Below are 20362 nucleotides of genomic sequence, written 5' to 3' on the forward strand. Positions count from 1 at the left end.
AGCACCGTTTCGCCACCACGAAGAACCTGCTCCAAGGCAAAAAGGCTCATCTTGGTCGTTGGATGCGTCCCAGTCCCAAAGGCCATGCCTGGATCCAGCTTGATAATCTTTTCTCCAGCAGTCGCCTCATAGTCTGTCCAAGATGGCACGATGGTCAAATCATGAGTGATGCGAGCTGGCTCATAGTATTTCTTCCAGTTGTCAGCCCAGTCTTCCTCAGCCAAGGCAGTCGTGCCCATCTTGACATCTCCCAAATCCATAAAATCCGTCAATTCTTCTAAGCGAGCCTGCAAATCTGCCTCAACCACTGCCACATCAACCGTATCAGGGTAGTAGGCTGTCACAATGATTTCTTCTTGCTGCTCGACCTCTGGAAAAATCTCACCAAAACGGTCGACATTCCCCACATAGTCCATGCTGTCTTCGATCGCAACACCTTGGGCACCTAACTCAATCAAGAGATTGGAGACCAGCTCCTCCCCCTCACGCTTAACCGTTACTTTTAACTCTTGCCATGTTTTCATAATTAAGATACCAAGCCCGTCATGCACAAAGCCAAATAGGAAATTCTCTGAAGACGCTTGTGTCTATGAGAAGTTTATCTTTTTGGCACAGTGTTTAGGGCGGGTTCAGTTTAGAAATTTAACCGAACCATCCTTTCTATTCACTTTCTTTTAAATAATCCCTCAATCTCGCCTGTAGCTGAGGCACAGCTTGTTTAGAATTCAAAAATTCCTCAATGCTCATCAGCTTATAAGCCTGTCCTTCATCTCCAAAGTTGATATTGTCGAATTGTTCTTGACTTAGCTGACCGACCATAAAGACAGACTGCCGACCTTCATAGAGCATGCTGGGGTAGACCTTGCTCCAGAGCAGGCAATCCTCAGTCAGATGAATTCCTAGTTCTTCATAAACTTCACGCGCTGCGCACTCGAAAGGACTTTCGTCCCCTTCGCGACCACCACCTGGCAATTCCCACATATTGGGCCAAGGGATATTGTCCTTGTCATCACGCAAGATGGTCAGTAGCTTATCTCCACAAAAGAGGGCAATTTTACAACCCGTAAAATCCAAGTGTTTATCCAATAATTCCATGATGATGACCTTTTCTTATCATAACTACTACTCTATAGAAAACCCCTAGCTAGCTTTCTTCAATCACCTTTTGGCAATCTGCATCCCAGTATGCCTGCCATCTACCATGTTTTTTAGCAAAATAAACGGTAAACTCATCATTTACATAATCTGCAACATAGCGAAGATTAGGCGGATTTTCCTCAAAACTTAATACCCAAGGATGGAAGTAAAATGTCCTTTCCCACCTCTTCTGAGTATAGCCCAAATCCTTGGCAAACTGAGGGATGGGTTGTTGCATCTCACTTTCCAAACAAGACTGAATGGCATTGTCAATACTATTTAAACGAGCTAATAGTTGTTGAAACTGCTCTTCTTCCTCCGTCTTAAAACCAACTAGAAATTCAAATTCCGCAAAATCTTCAGGAAATTCAAGTTCTGTGATTTTACCATCCTCTGCGTAGAGTCCCTCCTCATTAACGAGGCGACGAGTTCCAAACTTCAATACTCGCTCGAAATCTAGATCCGCAAAGCGATTGCGAGGAAGAGAAGAGGAAGAAAACTCAGATTTATCTGACTTTCTCATAAAAATTTGTTTGATTTTCTCTAACATGCTCTCTCCTCTTTGAATTCCTTATTTTTAAAGTTTCCTAGTATCTCGGATAAGGATAAAACTCTCCCTCTTCCAAACCGACTTTTCCTTCTTCAAAGACTTCTTGGTTCCATTCCATGACGAACTCTTCTGCTTCTGGGTCTTCCAAAAAGTCCATGAGGGCATCCAGCCCAACCTCGGCAGTATCTTTGAGGAAAAGTGCAAAATAAGCTAAAAATTCACGAGAAAATCCTTTTTTAGGCAGGTAAGGGATGACTGTTAAATAGTCTTCTGCGTTAACCGTTGACTTTGCAGGATTGTAGAAAAGAACTGCTTCCTCAAAGAGGATATCGTCTGATGATACCTCTCCGTCCTCGTCCACCATCTCCACACCTGCAGCGTTTTGTGCTTCCAAAAGAAAACTCACTTCAACCGCGTGGTTGCGCTTGTCCCAACTAATCTCATAATCAAAAGGAAAGTTCTTGTCCAACTCTTCCTGTAAAACATCTAAAAATCCGTATGTTGCCATTTTGTCCTCTTTCTATGCGACTCTTTAATCGCCCTGATTGCTCGGAAATATGCTAAAATAGATACTACCATCTTACCACATATACATCAGAAAATCCATGTTAGAAAGGACTGCTATGCCAGACAATCTCGCGCTTCGCATGCGCCCTAAAACTATCGACCAAGTCATCGGTCAAAAGCATCTGGTAGGACCTGGAAAAATTATCCGTCGTATGGTGGAAGCCAATCGTCTGTCTTCCATGATTCTCTACGGACCTCCAGGAATCGGCAAAACCAGTATCGCCTCTGCCATCGCTGGAACAACCAAGTATGCCTTTCGGACCTTCAATGCCACTGTTGATAGTAAAAAACGGCTCCAAGAGATTGCTGAAGAAGCTAAATTCTCAGGTGGCCTTGTACTGCTACTAGACGAGATTCATAGACTAGATAAAACCAAGCAAGATTTCCTCTTGCCTCTTTTGGAAAGTGGACTAGTCATCATGATTGGGGCTACAACTGAAAATCCTTTCTTTTCTGTCACTCCTGCCATTCGTAGCCGTGTTCAAATTTTTGAGTTGGAACCTCTGTCTAACCAAGAAGTCAAAGAGGCTCTACAGATAGCTCTAAGTAACCCTGAGCGTGGTTTTGATTTTCCAGTAGAACTAGATGAGGATGCGCTGGACTTCATCGCAACCTCTACAAACGGAGACCTGCGCTCTGCCTTTAACTCACTGGATTTGGCTGTTCTTTCTACCCCTGAGAATGATAAGGGCATTCGCCATATCACTCTAGACATCATGGAAAATAGTCTTCAGAGAAGCTACATCACTATGGACAAGGATGGAGACGGTCACTATGATGTTCTATCTGCCCTGCAAAAGTCTATCCGTGGCTCAGATGTTGATGCCAGTCTTCACTATGCTGCCCGCTTGATTGAGGCTGGGGATCTGCCAAGTCTCGCTCGTCGCTTGACCGTTATCGCCTATGAAGATATCGGTTTGGCCAATCCTGAAGCCCAGATTCACACTGTGACTGCTCTGGATGCTGCCCAGAAGATTGGGTTCCCAGAAGCCCGCATTCTCATTGCCAATGTCGTGATTGACTTGGCCCTTTCTCCAAAATCCAACTCAGCCTATGTGGCGATGGACAAGGCCCTTGCTGATCTCAAAACATCAGGGCATTTGCCTATCCCTCGACACCTGCGCGATGGCCACTACAGTGGAAGCAAGGAACTTGGGAACGCCCAAAACTATCTCTATCCACACAACTATCCTGGAAATTGGGTCAAGCAAGACTATCTACCAGAAAAAATTCGTAATCATCACTATTTCCAAGCAGAAGATACTGGTAAATATGAACGGGCTTTGGCTCAAAGAAAGGAAGCTATCGACCGTTTGCGAAAAATCTGAAATCCTTTTCAAAAAATTGCACTTTCCTCTTGATTTTTTTTGAAAAAGTGGTATTATATAAACATAGAAACGCTGTGGTGTACGACTTCACACTTAAGTGTTGACCGACTATTTTTTGTATTATTAGGGAAACAAAAGTCTTCTAACAGCATGTAGGCCGTCTCATACGGAAACAGCTTCAGTTAGAGCGAGTTGCCCACCTGCTTAATTGCGCGGGTTCAATACAAACCGTGAAGTTTCGGCACCAATACAGCTTTTTTCTTTGCCTCCTTAGCTCAGCTGGCAGAGCAGCGGACTCTTAATCCGTGGGTCACAGGTTCGATCCCTGTAGGGGGCATCTAAATACAACAGGAAAAAGCCTTGTAAATCAAGGCTTTTTTTGCTTGTCTATAACTGATTTACCCCATCATTTGTCCCACATTTTAAATCTATCTTTTCTTTTTGAATCAAATTACATCTTAACAAATAGTGTAAAGCCAGTTACTTTTGCTTTGATGCCATACAATATTTTCATGTAGAGAAGACAAATTTTATCTTCTCTTTTTATTTTCAAAATAATAAAAACTGATTTTCTTTTCATAAATCAGACTGAAACTTCCAAATTTTCCATTTTGTTTATTGACATTTCCTCTAAAAAGGTGTATAATATTTTTATTATCAAACTATACTATACTATATAGGGGGTATTGAAATGAAATTTTCTAATCGTTTACTGCTATTCCTTGCAGGAGTTGTTTTTGTCCTTTTAGGACTTTTCCTATTTACAAACCCAGTAGCTAATCTTGTTGCTTACAGCTGGTGGATTGCATTTGGTTTACTGGTTTCTTCTATAGCAGCTATTTTAGGCTATTTCTCTGTACCAAAAGAGCTTCGCTCACCAGCTCATCTTTTCCAAGGGATTGTTAATCTTCTCTTAGCTCTTTACCTCGTTGCCTATGGCTTTGTGACGCTGCCAGTTGTCATTCCAACTATTTTAGGAATTTGGTTAATTGTAGAAGCCATTATAGCTTTCTTTAAAGGCAATCGTCTGGGATTGATTTTCCCTATTATTGGCAACCATATCATGTGGATAGCGTTGCTTGCATTTTTACTAGGTCTAGTGATTTTGTTCAATCCAGTAGCTACAAGTGTCTTTGTCGTTTATGTCGTTGCCTTTGCATTTTTAATTGTTGGTTTCACCTATATCCTTGATGCCTTTCGTAAATAATCTAGCTGCCATTTTGGGCATATTAAAATAGCTGGGAAGTTACATTCTCAGCTTTTTCTGTTGCCTCCTTAGCTCAGTTGGTAGAGCAGTAGACTCTTAAGCTATGGGGCGCAGGTTCGAGCCCTGCAGGGGGCACATCTAAATCAACAGAAATAAGCCTTGAAACCAAGGCTTTTTTTAACGTCTAATAGCTTTTTGTAGAAAAGTATTTAAAAATAAAAGAGAAGAGAATCTCTCACTCTCTTCTCAGTATATCTTATTAAATTTAGTTTTTCTTAATCTACCTGATTTTCCTTTGCAACGACAAATTCTTTAACCAGTCGATAGATAACAGCAAATACGGGGGTAAAGAATATCATTCCAAGTAGTCCGAAAAGATTCCCTCCGATACTAGCAGCCGCAAGCGTGAAAAGGGCTGGTAAGCCAATAGATTGACCCACAACTTTGGGATAGATAAGATTTCCCTCAATCAGTTGTATGATTTGATATAGAAGAAGAGAAAGTAAGGCTTGAGTAGGACTCACTGTGAAGATAAAAATCGCTCCCACAACACAAGCAATCATAGGCCCTACATAAGGAATGAACGATAGCACTCCTGCAAAGATACCTGTCATTACTCCATAGGGTATCCCAAACACGCTGTAACCAACCGCTATCATAACTCCTATGATAACTGCTTCAATCAGCTGACTCATCAAAAATTGGTCATAAGTCTCTAGTGCTACTTGTCCAATGTAAGTCAACTTTATCACCACCTTCTCTGGAAGAAAAACTTTTAGAAGTCGACTCGTCATCGCTGCCAAATGTTCCTTACTGGATAAAAATAAAAAGGTGAAGACTATAATCAAAAAGGCATTCATCAAACTTGAAAAAATATTGCCGATATTACTAGTCAGACCTGATAAAAAACCTATCAAAGCTTGGCTAATAGAACTAGATTGTCCCTGTATGCCTGATACGATAGTTGACAACATGTCTTTGGTTACAAATTCCGAGCTGCCTAGCAATTTCCCAAGTTGAGTAAGGACTGTTGAAAGGACTGTTCCCAGCTGACTAATAGTCTGGGCTAGGGTTGGCAGCACCAAAACCAAAAGAGCAATCACGATTAAGATAAGAGCTAGGAAAACAAGTACCATGGCAATCGGACGACGCAACTCTGCCTTTACCTTCAATTTAACTAAGTACTGTTCAATTTTTTTCATAGGAACATTAAGCACAAAAGCAATAACAGCACCATAAATCAAGGTTGATATTACATCAAAGAGAGAGATTGCTCCTGATATAAAGCTCGATGCATTCAGAATTACAAGAGCAACCAGCCCTATAAAAAGTATTAACGGGGTGTATTTTTTTACTAAGTTCATAAATTCTCCTTAATAAACATGTTTAGATACGACTATACTATTTGGTTTTTCAAACTCTCGATTAAGGTAGGCTTGGTAAGTTCCTGGAGCGATAAATCCTTTGGGTGAGAGGATATCGGTGCCAGCCTGACCGACTATGGTATCAGCCAAGAGCACACAGTTTGTAGATAAGACAAAGTAGGATTTAAACTTAGATTTGATAAATTTATAAAGTTCCCCATCTGTCTCATGTCTGATTTTATAAGCGTAGGTGTAGTCTTCCTTACCATCACCTGTCATGATTTTATCTGCACTTGGCTCCCATGGAATCGTCAGTTGTTTCAATTCAGCCAACTTTTTCTGAACTGCTTTTTCCATTTCAGGCGTCAAATCTATCCCATAACCAAAAAGCGTTTTTTGACTCTCACGTTTACATAGGTCAATGTACTTGTCACGATCACAGAAATATAAGACACCATCTCCTACCATGCCAAATAAGGTCTCAGAAGACGGATCATAGTTGCCATAAGAAATAACACGGCCTTGATAGCAGATATCCACATGACCAATTGCCGAAAACAGAGAGGTCTCAGCTGTATGAACAAAAATTTCAAGCTCCGCTGTCTTACCAGACTTCACCATTCCAAGATGGATATCCTCTCTCTCATCAGCATTTTCCTGCATGAATTTGTTGATTTTTGCTAAAGTTCTTGCAGGGATGAGAGCGGCTAGGACAATAGGTAAGCTAATTCTAATGCGACGTTTGAGATGGTTTTTCCCAATTTCCTCCTCAAACAAGAAACCATCACGGATATTGGACACACCATAAAGGAAAAAATAAGCCCCTAATACAAAGAGTTGAAAGACAGAATTTCCTGTAGAGGACAAAAGACTAGTCCCACCAAGAAAAACTAGTACGAGTCCATCTAGTAAGAGACGAAAACGAGGTCGAATTTTGTTTTTGCGGTAGAGAACATAGGTGACAAGGTTAATACTAGCATGAAAAATCTGATAAACTCCAATCACAAGAGCCAAAATATAAATCGGCACATCCGTCGCAAGATTGGAGCCAAGCAAATATCCCAGCACTAACAATTTAACCAGTGCAACTCCCAAGGTGTCCGTTGACTGACTTTTTTTGAAAATACGTAATACTAAATCTAAGACCGTTGCTATCCAAGCTAAAAACAGAACCAGTCGAATAACCTTTACTGGCAACCAAGTCCCCGTGACCATCAAGATGAGACCTAGCAGAACAAACAAGAACCCCTGAGCAAGTAATTTCTTACCTGTCAGACCTAAAGATAGAATTTTCGCCATATAAAAACCTTTCAACAATAAAAATTAAACACTCCGATTAAACTGACTAGTAAATAGCCAACACTACAAACAGCCTGTGCCAGCAACATATGGTGACTAGAAATGACTGTAGTAATGTCACCATCTTGTCTTATGCACTTCTAAAATTTGTTATATTGATTAGAAGCCAGAGCTTATAAAAACTAGCTAAACTCGAGAGATAGACACAATTGCGACGAAAAAATGTATAACCAATTCAACTTGTTAAGGTAAGAAAGCATTATTTCCAATCTATTAATTATTCATCTATTACCTATTATGACACAATATTCCCTATAGTTCAACTTTTTACTTGTTTTTATATTACACGGACTAAAAAGTTTTCAACAGTTGATTGCATTTGTTTTAATAAGTTTTAACCTTTCTTGGTTAGATAAAAAAAGAACCATACAGTTTAGAATCTGTATGGTTTTTGCCCCACTTTTGCCCCATTTTTAAATCATGACATTGAAATACCTAAAAGTACCTTCCGAAAATCACTTAAATTTCAACTTTTTAATTACTTTCAAGATGATATAGTCTCCCAAATCCATGGGGGCATCTACATACAACAGGAAAAGCCTTGGAATCAAGGCTTTTTTGTGTAGTCTTAGCACTAAAAAACGATAGAAAAAACACCCCTTCTGAACTGCACCCCAAAAGTTAGACAGAAAAAACCTAACTTTTGTGGCGCAGTTCATTCGCGTCACATGAAGTTATTTAAGCATCTCCTTTTTTTTTATTACCATTTTATGTTATAATAAATTGTACTTCTAAAATAGAAATGTCTTAAGATGACAACTCTTATTAAACATAAACGTGTAGAATTTTCAGAACTTTTTTATGACCTAGTTTTTGTTTTTGCAATTTCAAAAGTAACTACTTTAATTGACCATCTTCATAACGGTATTTTGACTTGGAATTCTTTCCTTGATTTTTTCATTGCTACTTTGTTTCTCATCGATTCCTGGATGATTCAAACCGATTATACCAATCGCTATGGAAAGAACTCTTTATTTAACATAGTAATCATGTTTATCAAAATGGGAATTTTACTCTTTATAGCCAATATGATTGGACCTGATTGGCAACAATATTTTCATTATCTCTGTTGGGCTATTGGTACATTAACCCTTACCTTATTTTTTCAATATTTGGTTGAATTTTTTAGAAAATCAACCGATGATGCTAATCGGGAAAGTATCAAAGGTTTTCTATGGATAACAGGTCTAGGAAGTTTAGGATTCTATCTAGCAGCTCTTCTTCCTATTTACCTTAGAGTCTATATCTTATTTGCTAGTATTCTGCTAACATTTATTATGCCAAGTATCTTGCTTAATAAAGATAAGCATTACCAGGTAAATCTCCCCCATTTAATCGAGCGCATCTCCCTTCTTGTCATTATTACGTTTGGAGAGATGATTACGGAGCTAGCTAACTTCTTTACAATCGAGAATTTCTCGATTTATTCGGTTCTTTATTTCATTATTATGATTTCTCTGTTCTTGTTTTATTTTGGTCAATTCGACCATGCTATTGATGAAAAATCTAATCAAAAGGGACTATTTCTAATTTACAGTCACTATCCTATTTTCATTGGACTTATGATGATGACCGTTTCGATGAGTTTTCTTCTGAATCCTGAAGCTAATCGTCTCTTTGCAACCAGCTTCTCTTATATCGGATTTGGCCTCTTTCAAGCTGCTGTCCTAGTAAATGGGCCCCATAACAAACACTATCTTCGCTATTCGAAAAGTTACTACTGTGTCCAAGCGACACTCTATCTGGCTGCCTTGATTCTCTCTTTAATCTTTGCTTCTAATCCTATAATAGTAGTGAGTATAACAACCATTTTAGCTCTAGCTATAGCCATTCATTTTATTTATTTTTATATGACACAGAATAAAAAATATTCCAAATCTAACTGGGGATTATTTTAATGAGTTTATAACATAAAAAAGCTTTGGGAACCAAGGCTTTTTTGCTTTCTACCTAAACTTTTTCATAAGGTATTTTCGTATAGGTACTTCAACCATTTGAACGGTTTCAAATCCTTCTTTTTGGTAAAGCTTGTAAGCTGTTTGATTTGCCTCGTAGACATTTAGAGAAATAGTGTCTATGTCTTCATTTTCAAAGGCCAAACTAACAAATTTCCTTAAAGCCTGGCTACCTAAGCCCTGCCCCTGTTTCTGGGGATTGATAAAAAATCTCCCGATATGAAGATTCCTGTCTTCTAGCCTGATTTTCTGGATAAGCCCCACAAACTCTTGTCCATCAAAGATTGAAAAGATTCCTTTCAAATCTTGCAAGATTTGAATTGTTAAGGGAAAAGGAATCATTGTTCCCATCCATTGTTCTTGAAAGGATTTGCCAAGGGAGTTGGACCATTGGCATACGAGCTGAGCATTTTCTATGCTCACATTTTCTTCAAAACGAATTGTCATCTTGACCTCACCATCTTATCAATGTTTCTTTATTATACTACTTCTTCTATTTTTTACGAATAGATAAGTATGATTGATCTTTATTTTTTTCTTGTCGGGAGCATTCTCGCTTCCTTCTTGGGTTTGGTCATTGACCGTTTTCCTGAGCAATCCATTATTCGACCGGCTAGTCACTGTGATTCCTGTCAGACTCGCTTGCGTCCCTCAGATTTGATTCCTATTCTCTCGCAGGTCTTCAATCGCTTTCGCTGTCGCTACTGCAAGATTCGCTATCCATTCTGGTATGCCCTTTTTGAATTCGGCTTAGGACTCCTCTTTCTGACTTGGTCTTTGGGTTGGATTTCCTTGGGTCAAGCCATCCTAATCACTGCTGGCTCAACCTTGGGCATCTACGACTTTCGCCATCAGGAATATCCCTTACTAGTCTGGCTGACGTTCCACCTAATCCTCATGGCCTGCTCTGGCTGGAATCTGGTTATGATTTTCTTCCTTGTCCTCGGAATCATGGCCCATTTTATCGATATCCGCATGGGAGCAGGAGATTTTCTATTTCTGGCTTCTTGTGCGCTCGTTTTTAGTGTGACAGAATTACTCATCTTGATTCAGTTCTCTTCGGCAGCAGGGATTTTAGCCTTTCTTTCGCAAAAGAAAAAGAAAAGACTTCCTTTTGTGCCTTTCCTCTTACTTGCTGCGACTATAATAATTTTCTATCAGTTCTTATTAGTTTGTTGAATTGGGAACCCAAAGCTCAACTTCTGCATCCATGGGATTACCGTTTAAAAGTATTTCTAAGATAATTCCATCATTGTAAAGCGAGCTATATTCTCCCTCAAAAAAGTTATCCTCCAATTTATCAAACAAGAGTCTTGATTTATCACCACTGGCTGAGCTTACTAAATAATCTTTCTCTGGGACAAGAATGCTTTCGTAACCTGCCACAGCATTATTTGCCGCAACTCCTGCGTAGTATTGTATACCATCTTTATGAGGAACTATCAAAGCATAGCCTCTTTTATCTAGAGAATGGGGCATCAATTTTCCTAGCATTCCTTCTTTAAATAACTGAGTATAGAATGCCGTTTTCTCTTTAGAATAGTGATGTTCATGAACTGTAGTTCCTTCTATCAAAATACTCTTGCCAACTAAGGTAAACGATGGTTTAGTTTGATGTTTCATTATATGAACTCCTTTCTTTATGGTATAATCATAACAAAAGTAATATGACAACTATCTGTCATATTTAAGGAGAAAATTATGAAAATCGACCGTCAAATGGGGATTATTTCTCATTTAGTAAATAAACGAAAAACAACAGCTAAAGAATTATCAGAACTTTTTAAAGTCAGCACACGAACTATTATGAGAGATATTGATGATTTATCTCTTGCAGGCATTCCTCTCTATGTAATGAAAGGAAAAAATGGAGGCATTTTTCTTATGGAAGACTTCCAAACTGATAAATCTCCCCTGACCCAATCCGAAAGGCTTTCGATCGAATCTGGTTTAAAAAGCCGTTATCAAGTATTGGAAGATGCCTCTACTTTCAATGCTATATTGAAATTAAATGCTACCAATACATACTCTGATTTCGAAATTGATTTATCTCTATCTCAAGGGAACTTGGAAATACGAACTTTGATTTTTAAGTTATTGGAAGCTATCAGAGGTAGAGTAAAAATAAAATTTTCCTATATTAATTCACAAGGACTGGTGAGTCAAAAAAATTGTGAGCCTTACCGTATTGTCTATAAGGACCGGAGTTGGTATATGGATGCCTACGATACTGATAAAGCGCGTTTTTCTGTTTTTAAAGTTGCTAGAATTAGTGAACTTACTCTCTCCGATACTTTTTCAAAAAGACATTTTACAGCACTTCCCTATGATGGTGGTGCTTGGATGAATGAAAACAAAGTACCTGTCATCCTGCATGTCCAGAAAATTGTTCTTGATCGATTTGTGGAACTCTTAGGCTATAATGCCATAAAACCTATTAATAGCGATATTTACGAGATTACTTATCCGTTAAACGACAATGATTGGGGATACAATACCTTGCTTGCTTTTGGAAAATACATCACTGTTATATCTCCTAAGCATTTCCTAAAACATTTCACCAACTATATAGATACCATTCATAAGCAATACCCAAACTAATATTCAACTGTCATTCATGAACTTATATTCTCAAAAGAAAAAGGAAAGACTTCCTTTTGTGCCTTTCCTCTTACTTGCTGCTTGCGTGATTATTTTTGGTAAGCTACTGCTTGTTTGATAAAGTCCTCAATTGGCTCTCCTTGGTGGAGAGCTTTTACAATTTTCGAACCGACGATAACACCATCTGACACCGCATTGAAGCGTTCTACGTCTTCTTGACTAGACACACCAAATCCTGTCAAGACTGGGATGTCAGCTACTTGATGCAATTGCGCCAGGTGCTTGTCCAAGTCTGCACGGTAATTTCCTGACTTCCCTGTCACCCCATTGATGGCAACAGCATAGACGAAGCCTTCTGCTCCCTTGATCAATTCTTTTTGTCGTTCAAGGCCTGTGGTCAAGCTAACTAGGGGAATCAAGGCCATGTCTGTATCTGCTAAAAATGGCTCTACAAAGTTGGCATGCTCATGAGGCAGGTCTGGGATAATCAAACCCTTAACGGCTGTATCTGCCAAATCTTTGACAAAGTTCTCAACACCATACTGAAAGAGGGGGTTGAAGTAGGTCATGATGACCAGTGGCACCTCAGTCTGAATGGTTTTCAAGGTTTCAACCAAAGCCTGGGTAGAAGTCCCATGAGCTAGACTGCGCAAACCTGCTTCTTCGATAACAGGGCCATCTGCAACAGGGTCTGAAAAGGGAATACCCACTTCAATGGCTGAAACACCCAAATCTTCTAAAAAGTGGATTGTTTCACCGAGACCATCCAAACCTTTCTCGTGGTCTCCAGCCATGATATAGGGAACGAAAATTCCTTTTCCAGCTGCTTTGATAGCATTCAATTTTTCTGTTAGTGTCTTAGGCATGGGCTTCTCCCTTCTTTGCTGCATCTGCTTCCAAGCGGTCTTTGACTTGAACCACATCCTTGTCCCCTCGTCCAGATAGGCAGACAATCATAGACTTGTCTGGTCCGAGGTCTTTGGCTAATTTCACTGCAAAGGCAATGGCATGGCTAGATTCCAAGGCTGGGATAATTCCTTCCACACGAGACAAGAGTTGGAATCCTTCCAAGGCTTCTTCGTCTGTCACAGGAACATAGCTGGCACGTTTAATATCGTGGTAGTGTGAATGTTCTGGACCGATACCAGGATAGTCCAAACCTGCTGAGATAGAGAAGGCTTCAAGAATTTGACCATGGGCATCTTGGAGCACATCCATGAGGGAACCGTGAAGAACACCTGGACGGCCCTTGGTCAAGGTAGCTGCGTGGTGCTCTGTATCCACACCAAGTCCTGCTGCTTCAGCCCCATACATGGCTACAGACTCATCTTCTACAAAGGGATGGAAGAGACCGATAGCATTAGAACCACCACCAACACAGGCTACTAGGGCATCTGGCAGATCTTGACCTGTCATATCGCGATACTGTTGTTTAGCTTCTCGACCAATGACACTTTGGAAATCACGAACAATTTCTGGGAATGGATGAGGCCCCAAGGCAGAACCAAGAATATAGTGGGTATCATCGATATTAGCTACCCATGAACGAAGGGCTGCATTGACCGCATCCTTGAGCACGCGCGAACCATCAGTCACAGCCTCAACCTTGGCTCCCAAAAGCTCCATACGGAAGACATTAAGGGCTTGGCGTTTAACATCTTCCTCACCCATGTAGATGGTACATTCCATGTTAAAGAGGGCTGCAGCTGTTGCAGTTGCCACACCGTGCTGACCAGCACCAGTTTCAGCGATAATTTTCTTTTTACCCATGCGTTTAGCCAGAAGAACCTGTCCCAAGGCATTATTAATCTTGTGAGCCCCTGTATGGTTGAGGTCTTCCCGTTTGAGGTAAATCTTGGCTCCTCCGATATGCTGGGTCAAGTTTTTTGCGTAGTAAAGGGGAGTTTCACGTCCTACATACTGGCGTAAGAGCTGGTTTAATTCCTCTTGGAAACTTGGGTCTGCCTGACTTTCACGGTAGGCTTTTTCCAACTCCAAAACTGCTGTCATCAATGTTTCTGGGACGAAACGTCCGCCGAATTTTCCGTAAAATCCATCTTTATTTGGTTCTTGATATGCCATGCTTTACCCTCTCTATAAATCTTCTAATCTTTTCATGATCTTTCTGTCCATCTGTCTCCACTCCACTCGATACATCTACTGCATAGGGAGTAAAGTGTTGAATTGCTTTTGCTACATTGTCTTCATTAAGCCCACCTGCGATGAAAAATGGCTGGGCTAGTCCAGACGTATCCAGTTGACCCCAGTCAAAGGTCTTACCACTCCCAGCCACAGGGGCATCAAAGAGGAGATAATCCGCCTGAGAATTAGGCACATGACCATTTCCATCCACCTGCACAGCCTGAATACTGGCACAAGATAAATCCTCAAACAAATCATCCGCTACCTGACCATGAACTTGAATCAAGTCCAAGCCAACTTTGTCAATCGCTTCTAGTAATTCTGCCCGACTTGGTGAAACAAATACACCAACCTTTTTAACGTTAACAGGAATGAGCTTTGCCAGCTCTGCAGCCTCTTCCAAGGTCACCTGTCTTTTACTAGGTGCAAAGACAAAACCGATATAGTCTGCCCCTGCTGATACGACTGTCTCTACCGCTTCTTTGTTCGACAATCCACAAATCTTAACCTTTGTCAATCTGCAACTCCTTGATTCTCTGGGCTACATCTTCTGCCTGCATGAGAGCTGTTCCCACCAAAATTCCGTTAAAGTATGGTGCAACGCGTTCCGCATCCTGCCCTGTGAAAATAGCAGATTCAGAAATGTAATAACGATCTTCCTTAAAGTGCTGGGCCAAGTCTACACTGGTCTGCAAGTCGACTTCAAAGGTGGTCAAGTTGCGGTTGTTAACCCCAATAATCTGGGCACCAAGTCTGTGGGCTACCTCTAGTTCAGCTAGATTGTGAGTCTCCACCAAGACTTCCAGACCAAGCTCTGTCGCGTAGTCATACAGTTCCTTGAGGCGTTCTTCTGACAAGGCAGCGACAATTAGCAAGATAACTGTCGCGCCGGCATTGCGAGCACGGATGATTTGCTTTTCATCGATGATAAAGTCCTTGTTGAGCGTTGGAATGTTTACCTGACTGGAGATCTCACGTAAATAATCCAAATGCCCTTTAAAGAAAACTTCATCTGTCAAAACCGAAATCATCACTGCGCCGTTCGCTTCATAAGTCTGGGCCTGTTGCACAATATCCACATCGAGATTGATATCTCCCAGACTAGGGCTAGCTTTCTTGACTTCAGCGATTACCTGCAAACGGTCCTGGTGATTCTTCAAAAATGCTGCCAAGCGATAGGTCTGGCGCAAGGGATGGACTTCCTCCAGCTCCATCTGCTCGACCTCACGCGCCTTCTGCTCCAAAATTCGTGCTAAAAATTCCTGACTCATTTTTGGTACTCCTGTAACAGTCTGAGCTTTTCAAGGGCCTTGCCACTAGCAATTACTTGACGAGCCAAGGCAACTCCTTCCTTGATACTAGCTACCTTACCATTGGCATAGAAACCAAGACCAGCATTTAAAACTGTCGTTTCCAAGAATGGACTTGGTTCGTTTTGAAGAACGCTGAGCAAAATTTCTGCATTTTCCTGAGCATTGCCACCACGGATATCTTCGATAGCGTAGCGTTCCATCCCCAAATCTTCTGGAGTAAAGCTTGACAAGGTGATTTTGCCATTCTCAAGAAGGGCAATGCTGGTAGCTCCATTCAAACCAGCTTCATCCAAGCCTTCTGGTCCAGCAACCACGATGGCACGTTTACGACCCATATTTTTCAAAACCTGAGCAGTGCTTTCTAGAAGTTCTGGACGACTAATACCAAGCAACTGTGTTTCCAAGGCCATTGGGTGAATCAGTGGACCAGTCAAGTTCATGATCGTTGGAATTCCTAGTTCTAAACGAGCTGGCATGATGTATTTCATAGCTGGGTGCATATTTTTAGCAAAGAGAAAGACGATGCCAGTTTTATCAAAAACCTTACCTAGTTCAGCTGGTTTGAGGTCAAGATTGATGCCCAATGCTTGAAGGACATCTGCCGAACCCGATTTAGAAGAAATCGAACGGTTACCGTGCTTAGCCATGTGAATGCCACCACCAGCCAAGACAAAGGCCGCAGTTGTTGAAATGTTAAAGCTGAAAGACTTGTCCCCACCTGTACCACAGTTGTCCATTGCATCATGTATCTCAGTTGGAATGTGTTGGGCATGCCCTCTCATGACTTGTGCAATGGCTGTGCGCTCTTCCGGTGTTTCCCCCTTCATCTTAAGAGCTAAAAGGAGAGAAGCAATCTGCGCTTCGGTTACACGCCCAGTTACGATACGCTCAATGACGTCCGTCATTTCCACACCTGATAAATGTTCAAATTTTGCTAGTTTTTCAATAATCTCTTTCATCCTAGTTTCCTCACTTTACAACCTTCTCGATAAAATTCCGAATAGAAGACAAGCCATCTGGCGTTCCGATACTTTCTGGATGGTACTGGAAACCATAAATCGGCAGGCTTTTGTGTTGAATTCCCATAATAGCTTGATCATCAGTCGAACGAGCTGTCACTTCAAAGCCTTCTGGCATTTCTTCAATCAAAATACTGTGATAACGCATGACTGGACGACCATCCTCAATGCCTTGATAGAGAACAGATGGCGCTTCAAAGCTGATATGGCTCTGTTTCCCATGCATGACCTTGGGAGCCAAACCTAGCTTTCCACCAAAGACTTCTGCGATGGCTTGGTGGCCCAAACAAATCCCAAGAATCGGCTTCTTGCCAGCAAAGTCACGGATCATGTCTTCCATCTTTCCGGCATCCACTGGCCAACCAGGACCGGGAGAAAAGACCAGACCATCTGCTTTTTCAGCTTCTTCATACAGCTTGGAATCATCATTTCTCAAGACCTGCACTTCTGCAAAATTCCCAATGTACTGCGCCAAGTTATAGGTAAAAGAATCATAGTTGTCAATCAATAAAATCATGGTCTTAGTTCTCCAATTCTAGTCATAGATTTAGCCTTGTTAATGGTTTCTTGGTATTCGTTTTGGGAGATGGAGTCATAGACAATCCCTGCCCCAGCCTGCACATAGGCTGTTTGATCTTTGAGAATCATAGTTCGGATGGCAATGGCTAAATCCATATCACCCGTCGCAGACAAGTAGCCGATTGCTCCTGCGTATAGGCCTCGTTTTTCCGTTTCCAGTTCATAGATCCGTCTCATGGCCCGAATCTTTGGTGCTCCTGACACTGTTCCAGCTGGAAGTGTAGCTTTCAAGGCATCCATGGCAGTGAGGCCTGGAAGCAAACGTCCCTTGACCACGCTGGTCAAATGCATGACATAGCGGAAGAGCTCCACTTCCATATACTTGGTGACTTGAACACTGGCCGTTTCAGAGATGCGACCAATATCATTGCGTCCCAAATCTACTAACATCCGATGTTCTGCTGTTTCCTTCTCATCAGAAAGCAGGTCTGTCGCCAAGGCCTTATCCTCTTCATCCGTAGCTCCTCTTGGTCGCGTTCCCGCAATCGGATTAGTTGTCACAATGCCATTTTTGACAGAAACCAAACTTTCAGGACTAGCACCGATGATTTGATAATCCCCAAAATCATAGAAATAGAGGTAATTAGATGGATTGGTCACGCGGAGATTTCTGTAGAAGTCAAATGGATTTCCAGTAACTTCTGCTGAGAAACGCTGGCTGAGCACGCATTGGAACATATCACCATTACGAATCAAGTCACGAGAAGTTTCCACCATTTCCTCAAACTTCTGAGGAGCGATATGCGGTTTGAAGTTCAACGGAGATAGATCCAAATCTTCAAATTCATTTGGAGCAGGAATGCGTAATTCCTCAAGCACTTGGTTCAAGGCTTTTTCCAAATCTTCTTGACTGCGATCGCTATAAAGAGCATCCTCTATGACATGAATTTTTTCTTTCTTGTGGTCAAAGACCATATAACTCTCATAGACAAAGAAATGCATGTCTGGCGTTCCAATGGTATCCTCAGGGATTTGGCCAATTTCTTCATAAAGAGAAATCATATCGTAACCGACAAAGCCAATAGCTCCCCCACCAAAAGGGAGATCTGAATGGTGTTGGCTCTTATGAGTCACTTCATAAAGGAAATCCAAGGGATCCCGATCAATCACTTGCCCATTTTGATAGAGGACCCCATTTTCAAACTGAATCTCAAAAACTGGATTATAGGCTAGGATAGAAAAACGAGCGGTTTCCTTGTCTCTCGGAATGCTCTCTAGGATAACCTTGTGTTGCCCCTTTAGGCGCATATAAGCCAAGATTGGTGATAAGACATCTCCATGAATGATTCGTTCCATTGTAATTTCCCTTTCAGTTTCTTATTTTTAATTTTTTGTCTTTTTTCTATTTCCCTTAAATAGTGCGGACGGGAGGTAAAATTATCCAGTGGATGATTTTAGAAAACCATAAAATGAAAGACCTAATTTTCGAGCTCCTCGCTCATTCATTTCTAGGCTCAAGCTAAAATAGTTCCCCGAACTATTTTACTCTCAAAAATTCCGTTCTAGAGAAGCATCTTTGCTTCTCTAGAATACCACTATGGCGGGAAATAGCGTTTCAATGCTCACTTCGTTTGCAAATATTTTATAGAAATCTATCTATTGATGAAGCATAATTTAAAACTGATGACCATATCTACGATAAATATATAAAAATCCCCACGCAAAATAACTTGCGTGAGGACGAAATTCGCGGTGCCACCTCAATTATAGGATTTCTCCTATCTCTCATTCCTGTCTCAGAACTTTCCTGTAACAGGCTGTGCGATAAAGGGCACTCCCTTGAGAATTATGTTTTCTTCTCTCGTTTCAGATGGACCCAACCTTACAGCTTTCTCTGCTTGTTTCCAGCAACCACAAGCTCTCTGGGAAAGAAAGTACTGTAATTTTTCCATCTCTTATTTCTTAGCTTCTAGGTAGTCTGCAATCGCAGCTACGTCCTTGTCTCCACGACCAGAGACATTGATGATGATAATGTCATCTTTACTTAGTTTCGGTGCACGTTTAACCGCTTCTGCGATGGCGTGCGAACTTTCAATCGCTGGGATAATCCCTTCTGTCTTACTAAGAAGGAGCAAGGCTTGAACAGCTTCTTCGTCTGTCGCTGCCACATATTCCACGCGACCTGAATCTTTAAAGTAGGCGTGTTCTGGGCCAACCCCTGGATAGTCCAAACCAGCTGAGATAGAGTAAACTGGCGCCAGCTCTCCGTCTTCCTTAAAGACTGCATAGGTCTTCATACCATCGACAATTCCGACACTACCCTTTGTCATAGTGGCTGCATGCTTGTCTGTGTCAAGTCCGTGACCGGCAGCTTCGACCCCAACCAATTTGACTTCTTCATCAGCCACATACTGCGAAAAAGCACCGATGGCATTCGAACCACCACCTACACAGGCAATGACGTAGTCTGGTAAACGGCCTTCTTTTTCTAAGATTTGACGACGAGATTCCTCACTGATGACCTTTTGGAATTCATGGACAATGGTAGGATAAGGATGAGGTCCTACAGCAGATCCCAAAACGTAGAATGCTTCAAGGTCATTCATCCATTCTCCAAAGGCTGCATCAACCGCATCCTTGAGAGTTCGCGTTCCCGTTTCAACTGCGTGAACAGTTGCTCCCATCATCTCCATACGGAAAACATTGAGACGTTGACGCTCAACATCCTCTGCCCCCATATAGACATCACAGGCCATACCAAACTTGGCTGCAGCAGCTGCTGTCGCAACACCGTGCTGACCAGCTCCTGTTTCTGCGATCACTCGTTTTTTGCCCATACGTTTGGCAAGAAGAATTTGTCCTAAAACATTGTTGAGCTTGTGAGAACCAAGGTGATTAAGGTCTTCGCGCTTGAGATAAATCTTAGCTCCACCTAGGTGGTCTGTTAAACTTTCCGCAAAATAGAGCGGTGTTTCACGACCAGAATAATCCTTCAAATAATGGCGAAATTCTGCCAAAAACTCTGGATCATCCTTGTATTTGTCAAAAGTCATTTCCAACTCATCCAACAAAGCCTGAATCGGCTCCGGTACAAAACTACCACCAAATTGTCCAAAATAACCTTTAGTTGTCATAAATTTTTCCTCTTTCCATATTAATTCGGCTTTTTGTTTGCTTTTAGTAATAGGCAAGGAGCTACAGATAGAACTTAATACTCTTCGAAAATCCAATTCAAACCACGTCAACGTCGCCTTGCCGTACTCAAGTACAGCCTGCGGCTAGTTTCCTAGTTTGCTCTTTG

At 41.3% G+C, this 20362-nt stretch carries 21 protein-coding genes, 2 tRNA genes, 1 pseudogene and 1 other annotated feature; of the genes and pseudogenes, 8 read left to right on the forward strand and 16 right to left on the reverse strand.

What is annotated here, in order from left to right:
* From GMD6S_RS10315 to GMD6S_RS10330, 4 genes are all read right to left on the reverse strand, one after another.
* Nucleotides 1-524: 50S ribosomal protein L11 methyltransferase (locus GMD6S_RS10315; RefSeq protein WP_000860550.1), on the reverse strand; the 524-nt coding region annotated here is incomplete at its 3' end.
* 136 nt (nt 525-660) lie between these two features.
* The gene (locus GMD6S_RS10320) at nt 661-1095 is read right to left on the reverse strand and encodes an NUDIX hydrolase (RefSeq protein WP_000421346.1); all 435 of its coding nucleotides are present in this window, start codon (nt 1093-1095) and stop codon (nt 661-663) included.
* A gap of 49 nt (nt 1096-1144) precedes the next feature.
* A complete protein-coding gene (locus tag GMD6S_RS10325) occupies nt 1145-1687 on the reverse strand; it encodes a hypothetical protein (protein ID WP_000890355.1) in 543 nt (180 codons plus the stop codon).
* Between the two features lie 37 nt (nt 1688-1724).
* A complete protein-coding gene (locus GMD6S_RS10330) occupies nt 1725-2195 on the reverse strand; it encodes a DUF3013 family protein (RefSeq protein ID WP_000257133.1) in 471 nt (156 codons plus the stop codon).
* 115 nt (nt 2196-2310) lie between these two features.
* Here GMD6S_RS10330 and GMD6S_RS10335 point away from each other — a divergent pair, with 115 nt between their 5' ends.
* The 4 genes from GMD6S_RS10335 to GMD6S_RS10350 all read left to right on the forward strand — a co-directional run bounded on the left by GMD6S_RS10335 (nt 2311) and on the right by GMD6S_RS10350 (nt 4924).
* The gene (locus GMD6S_RS10335; RefSeq protein ID WP_001113238.1) at nt 2311-3582 is read left to right on the forward strand and encodes a replication-associated recombination protein A; all 1272 of its coding nucleotides are present in this window, start codon (nt 2311-2313) and stop codon (nt 3580-3582) included.
* 264 nt (nt 3583-3846) lie between these two features.
* Nucleotides 3847-3919 (forward strand) — tRNA-Lys (locus GMD6S_RS10340).
* A 354-nt stretch (nt 3920-4273) separates the two neighbouring features.
* Entirely contained in the window at nt 4274-4789 is a 516-nt protein-coding gene (locus GMD6S_RS10345) for a DUF308 domain-containing protein (RefSeq protein ID WP_000672739.1), read from the forward strand.
* 62 nt (nt 4790-4851) lie between these two features.
* Nucleotides 4852-4924: transfer RNA gene (locus GMD6S_RS10350), tRNA-Lys, on the forward strand.
* Nucleotides 4925-5064: 140 nt separating this feature from the next.
* On the opposite strand, the gene GMD6S_RS10355 is transcribed toward GMD6S_RS10350, so the two are convergent.
* Nucleotides 5065-6153, reverse strand: a complete 1089-nt coding sequence (locus GMD6S_RS10355; RefSeq protein WP_001055016.1) for an AI-2E family transporter — start codon at nt 6151-6153, stop codon at nt 5065-5067.
* 9 nt (nt 6154-6162) lie between these two features.
* Nucleotides 6163-7452, reverse strand: coding sequence for a membrane protein (locus GMD6S_RS10360; RefSeq protein ID WP_001062783.1), 1290 nt, complete (start codon nt 7450-7452; stop codon nt 6163-6165).
* A gap of 812 nt (nt 7453-8264) precedes the next feature.
* Here GMD6S_RS10360 and GMD6S_RS10370 point away from each other — a divergent pair.
* The gene (locus GMD6S_RS10370) at nt 8265-9410 is read left to right on the forward strand and encodes a low temperature requirement protein A (RefSeq protein WP_000209247.1); all 1146 of its coding nucleotides are present in this window, start codon (nt 8265-8267) and stop codon (nt 9408-9410) included.
* Nucleotides 9411-9458: 48 nt separating this feature from the next.
* Here the strand turns inward: GMD6S_RS10370 and GMD6S_RS10375 are convergent, their stop codons facing one another.
* On the reverse strand, nt 9459-9914 hold the full coding sequence (locus GMD6S_RS10375) for a GNAT family N-acetyltransferase (protein WP_000155440.1): 456 nt from the start codon (nt 9912-9914) through the stop codon (nt 9459-9461).
* A 69-nt stretch (nt 9915-9983) separates the two neighbouring features.
* On the opposite strand from GMD6S_RS10375, the gene GMD6S_RS10380 reads away from it, so the two are divergent.
* Nucleotides 9984-10646, forward strand: a complete 663-nt coding sequence (locus tag GMD6S_RS10380; protein ID WP_000566520.1) for a prepilin peptidase — start codon at nt 9984-9986, stop codon at nt 10644-10646.
* On the opposite strand, the gene GMD6S_RS10385 is transcribed toward GMD6S_RS10380, so the two are convergent.
* Nucleotides 10635-11090: an effector binding domain-containing protein gene (locus GMD6S_RS10385; RefSeq protein ID WP_000682684.1), complete on the reverse strand. Its 456-nt coding sequence runs from the start codon at nt 11088-11090 to the stop codon at nt 10635-10637. The two genes, GMD6S_RS10380 and GMD6S_RS10385, sit on opposite strands and share 12 nt — an antisense overlap.
* Nucleotides 11091-11168: 78 nt before the next feature.
* Here GMD6S_RS10385 and GMD6S_RS10390 point away from each other — a divergent pair, with 78 nt between their 5' ends.
* Both GMD6S_RS10390 and GMD6S_RS13165 read left to right on the forward strand, forming a co-directional pair.
* A complete protein-coding gene (locus GMD6S_RS10390) occupies nt 11169-12068 on the forward strand; it encodes a helix-turn-helix transcriptional regulator (RefSeq protein ID WP_000687281.1) in 900 nt (299 codons plus the stop codon).
* Nucleotides 12069-12099: 31 nt separating this feature from the next.
* Nucleotides 12100-12186 (forward strand): annotated as a pseudogene (locus tag GMD6S_RS13165) (prepilin peptidase); the annotation flags it as partial.
* On the opposite strand, the gene trpA reads toward GMD6S_RS13165, so the two are convergent.
* The 8 genes from trpA to trpB (GMD6S_RS10435) form a co-directional block, all read right to left on the reverse strand.
* A complete protein-coding gene (gene trpA / locus GMD6S_RS10395) occupies nt 12158-12934 on the reverse strand; it encodes a tryptophan synthase subunit alpha (RefSeq protein WP_001127017.1) in 777 nt (258 codons plus the stop codon). The pseudogene GMD6S_RS13165 and the gene trpA overlap by 29 nt on opposite strands.
* Nucleotides 12927-14150: a tryptophan synthase subunit beta gene (gene trpB, locus GMD6S_RS10400; protein ID WP_000331276.1), complete on the reverse strand. Its 1224-nt coding sequence runs from the start codon at nt 14148-14150 to the stop codon at nt 12927-12929. The genes trpA and trpB (GMD6S_RS10400) overlap by 8 nt, the downstream gene beginning before the upstream one ends.
* Nucleotides 14128-14727 (reverse strand): phosphoribosylanthranilate isomerase, encoded by a 600-nt coding sequence (locus GMD6S_RS10405; RefSeq protein ID WP_000169870.1) that lies wholly within the window; start codon nt 14725-14727, stop codon nt 14128-14130. The genes trpB (GMD6S_RS10400) and GMD6S_RS10405 overlap by 23 nt, the downstream gene beginning before the upstream one ends.
* Nucleotides 14714-15481: an indole-3-glycerol phosphate synthase TrpC gene (trpC, locus tag GMD6S_RS10410; RefSeq protein WP_000076527.1), complete on the reverse strand. Its 768-nt coding sequence runs from the start codon at nt 15479-15481 to the stop codon at nt 14714-14716. Before trpC ends, GMD6S_RS10405 begins: the two co-directional genes overlap by 14 nt.
* Nucleotides 15478-16482 (reverse strand): anthranilate phosphoribosyltransferase, encoded by a 1005-nt coding sequence (gene trpD, locus GMD6S_RS10415; protein ID WP_000658672.1) that lies wholly within the window; start codon nt 16480-16482, stop codon nt 15478-15480. The genes trpC and trpD overlap by 4 nt, the downstream gene beginning before the upstream one ends.
* Before the next feature lie 10 nt (nt 16483-16492).
* Nucleotides 16493-17059, reverse strand: coding sequence for an aminodeoxychorismate/anthranilate synthase component II (locus GMD6S_RS10420; RefSeq protein ID WP_000601924.1), 567 nt, complete (start codon nt 17057-17059; stop codon nt 16493-16495).
* Complete coding sequence (gene trpE, locus GMD6S_RS10425; RefSeq protein ID WP_000439662.1) at nt 17056-18417, reverse strand: anthranilate synthase component I; 1362 nt, start codon at nt 18415-18417, stop codon at nt 17056-17058. The genes GMD6S_RS10420 and trpE overlap by 4 nt, the downstream gene beginning before the upstream one ends.
* A gap of 377 nt (nt 18418-18794) precedes the next feature.
* Nucleotides 18795-19020: a binding site (T-box leader), on the reverse strand.
* Complete coding sequence (gene trpB, locus GMD6S_RS10435; protein WP_000208434.1) at nt 19017-20195, reverse strand: tryptophan synthase subunit beta; 1179 nt, start codon at nt 20193-20195, stop codon at nt 19017-19019. (Overlaps the previous feature by 4 nt.)
* Nucleotides 20196-20362: the final 167 nt, after the last annotated feature.

The organism is Streptococcus sp. GMD6S, from assembly GCF_000297015.1.

Coding starts and splice junctions, on each gene's coding strand:
- trpA (WP_001127017.1), bottom strand. CDS start 12,934: ATGCCTAAGACACTAACAGAAAAATTGAATGCTATCAAAGCAGCTGGA.
- GMD6S_RS10380 (WP_000566520.1), top strand. CDS start 9,984: ATGATTGATCTTTATTTTTTTCTTGTCGGGAGCATTCTCGCTTCCTTC.
- GMD6S_RS10325 (WP_000890355.1), bottom strand. CDS start 1,687: ATGTTAGAGAAAATCAAACAAATTTTTATGAGAAAGTCAGATAAATCT.
- trpE (WP_000439662.1), bottom strand. CDS start 18,417: ATGGAACGAATCATTCATGGAGATGTCTTATCACCAATCTTGGCTTAT.
- trpC (WP_000076527.1), bottom strand. CDS start 15,481: ATGAGTCAGGAATTTTTAGCACGAATTTTGGAGCAGAAGGCGCGTGAG.
- GMD6S_RS10360 (WP_001062783.1), bottom strand. CDS start 7,452: ATGGCGAAAATTCTATCTTTAGGTCTGACAGGTAAGAAATTACTTGCT.
- GMD6S_RS10375 (WP_000155440.1), bottom strand. CDS start 9,914: ATGACAATTCGTTTTGAAGAAAATGTGAGCATAGAAAATGCTCAGCTC.
- GMD6S_RS10390 (WP_000687281.1), top strand. CDS start 11,169: ATGAAAATCGACCGTCAAATGGGGATTATTTCTCATTTAGTAAATAAA.
- GMD6S_RS10345 (WP_000672739.1), top strand. CDS start 4,274: ATGAAATTTTCTAATCGTTTACTGCTATTCCTTGCAGGAGTTGTTTTT.
- GMD6S_RS10370 (WP_000209247.1), top strand. CDS start 8,265: ATGACAACTCTTATTAAACATAAACGTGTAGAATTTTCAGAACTTTTT.
- GMD6S_RS10355 (WP_001055016.1), bottom strand. CDS start 6,153: ATGAACTTAGTAAAAAAATACACCCCGTTAATACTTTTTATAGGGCTG.
- GMD6S_RS10385 (WP_000682684.1), bottom strand. CDS start 11,090: ATGAAACATCAAACTAAACCATCGTTTACCTTAGTTGGCAAGAGTATT.
- GMD6S_RS10420 (WP_000601924.1), bottom strand. CDS start 17,059: ATGATTTTATTGATTGACAACTATGATTCTTTTACCTATAACTTGGCG.
- trpB (WP_000208434.1), bottom strand. CDS start 20,195: ATGACAACTAAAGGTTATTTTGGACAATTTGGTGGTAGTTTTGTACCG.
- trpD (WP_000658672.1), bottom strand. CDS start 16,482: ATGAAAGAGATTATTGAAAAACTAGCAAAATTTGAACATTTATCAGGT.
- trpB (WP_000331276.1), bottom strand. CDS start 14,150: ATGGCATATCAAGAACCAAATAAAGATGGATTTTACGGAAAATTCGGC.
- GMD6S_RS10330 (WP_000257133.1), bottom strand. CDS start 2,195: ATGGCAACATACGGATTTTTAGATGTTTTACAGGAAGAGTTGGACAAG.
- GMD6S_RS10335 (WP_001113238.1), top strand. CDS start 2,311: ATGCCAGACAATCTCGCGCTTCGCATGCGCCCTAAAACTATCGACCAA.
- GMD6S_RS10320 (WP_000421346.1), bottom strand. CDS start 1,095: ATGGAATTATTGGATAAACACTTGGATTTTACGGGTTGTAAAATTGCC.